Below are 2,210 nucleotides of genomic sequence, written 5' to 3' on the forward strand. Positions count from 1 at the left end.
TATGCAATGCCGTGTCATTTAATGAAATTAATGACATTTGAGAGGCTTGAGCCGTATGCGGTGAAAGTCGCACGTACGGTTCTTAGGAGAGAAGGAAGGAGTGATCTTTCTAACTTATCCGACACCACAATTGCTTTCGTATCGAAGATTTGTATTAAATCGAAGTTGGGATTTTCGTTAAAAAGTTGAATGGAAAGTTGAAGAAGCGGGGCAGTGACGAAGCTTTATGTTGCAAATTAATTAATACAGCAAATAATCACCGCCTGTAAATTCCCGTTGCATAAAGATAAGGAAAAATATTTCTTTACAGCGTTTGTTTTCCCATATTAAACTTACAAATCATTTGACTTCCATCTTGCTCCAAATAATTTGCCCAAAGATTTTTAGGAGATCGAAAATGAAGAAAATATTTATTTTGTTGTTTATTGGATTATTGCTTTTCAGTTGCGGAAAAAAAGCAAAAACTCCAACTGATGTTATCCAGATAGAATTCTGGAATTCTATGGGCGGTCCACTCGGTGAAGCTCTCATGTTTTTAGTGAATGAATTCAACGAAACTCACCCGGGAATATTTATCAATGCTATCAATATGGGAAATTATACTGCTCTTTCTCAGAAACTGATGGCTTCTCTGCAAACCGGAAATCAACCGGATATTGCTCAAGTTTTTGAATCCTGGACTGCTAATATGATCGATGGAGATGTTATTGTTCCGATCGAGGATTTTATCAAAAATGATCCTGATTTCACGGAACAAAAACTCGCTGATATTTATCCTGTTTTTATTCAAAGCAATACTGTTAATGGGAAACTCGTTACTTTTCCTTTTAATAAGAGCGTTCGAGTTCTTTACTACAATAAAGATATTTTTTTCCAGAATGGGATCGATCCCAATAAACCGCCGAAAACCTGGGATTCCTTCCTGGAATATTGCCGTAAACTGACTCTCGATGCTGATCAGAATGGAGTGAACGAACTTCATGGAACAACTTTGAAAATCAGTGCCTGGCAGTTTGAAAATCTTCTTCTGCAAGCTGGAGGAGAGATCATGTCCGCTGATGAAAAAGAAGCATTGTTCAACAGTCCTGAAGGAGTAGTTGCACTTGAATTCTTAACTCAACTTCTGAATGAGGATAAAACTGCATACCTTTCTCCGGGATATGAAGGTCAGAACGATTTTCTTGCCGGAAAAGTAGCTATGTATGAAGATTCCAGCGTATCGATAGCTTATATGAAAAAGACAGGAATCGATTTTAATATTGGCATTACATCCATTCCAATCAATAAAACGAAAAGGAATGTGATCAGCGGGACAAATATTGCGATCTTTAAAAGTGAAGATGAAAAAGTTCAGAAAGCTGCCTGGGAATTTATCAAATGGTTCACGGATACGAAGCAGACTGCAAAATGGTCGGAACTGACCTATTATATGCCGGTTCGTAAAAGTGCTTTTGAAGTTGCTGAACTTAAGAGCAGGTTAACCTCGAATCCGGAAATCGCAGATGTTTACGATCAGCTGAATTATGCAACTTTTGAACCGCAAATGAGCGAATGGTTCGAAACGAGAAAGTATCTCGAAGAACATGTTATTGAAAAAGTTGTTCGGGGAATTCTTTCTCCCCAGAAAGCTTTGAATAATGCCGCAGAGATGATCGAGAAGAAAATTAAAGATAGAAAAAGTTAGTGTAGCATAGAATTGTATTCTGTGAAAAGGAAAAAATATTAAAATTAGTATTCACATTTTGCAAAAATGTGTCACTCATTTTGGAGGTTCAGGAATGTTTAATAATTTGATAATTGAACATTCGTTTATAACAAAAGTGGTTTTTTATTCTAAATCCAATATAAAAATAAGGAGAAAAAATGAATATTAAGATCACTTTCCCGGATAATTCGATAAAAGAATATCCAAAAAATATCAGTCCTTTGGAAATTGCCGAAAGCATAAGTCATGGACTGGCAAAAGCAGTTATTTCTGCCAAGGTCAATGACCGGCTTGTTGATGTGAATTATCAAATTAAAGAAGATGCAAAAATAGAATTGATCAAATTTGATAGCGATATTGGAAAAGAAGTTTACTGGCACAGTACTGCTCATTTGATGGCTCAAGCTGTTAAACAACTTTTCCCGGATGTAAAAGTTACGATCGGTCCAGCCATTGAAAATGGTTTCTATTATGATTTTGATAAGGAAATTCCTTTTACAGACGA

Annotated in this window: 2 protein-coding genes; both read left to right on the forward strand. The window is 36.1% G+C overall.

What is annotated here, in order from left to right; all coding sequences use genetic code 11:
* Window positions 1–397: 397 nt before the first annotated feature.
* The gene (locus tag ENL20_03280) at window positions 398–1,684 is read left to right on the forward strand and encodes an ABC transporter substrate-binding protein (GenBank protein HHE37579.1); all 1,287 of its coding nucleotides are present in this window, start codon (window positions 398–400) and stop codon (window positions 1,682–1,684) included.
* Window positions 1,685–1,863: 179 nt separating this feature from the next.
* The coding region (locus ENL20_03285; protein HHE37580.1) for a TGS domain-containing protein at window positions 1,864–2,210 on the forward strand (347 nt) is incomplete at its 3' end.

This window comes from Candidatus Cloacimonadota bacterium (assembly GCA_011372345.1).
In the GTDB taxonomy this organism is placed as follows: Bacteria; Cloacimonadota; Cloacimonadia; order Cloacimonadales; family TCS61; genus DRTC01.

What these genes read in the sequence shown, in the direction of transcription:
- ENL20_03280 (HHE37579.1), top strand. Translation starts at nt 398, where the DNA reads ATGAAGAAAATATTTATTTTGTTGTTTATTGGATTATTGCTTTTCAGT.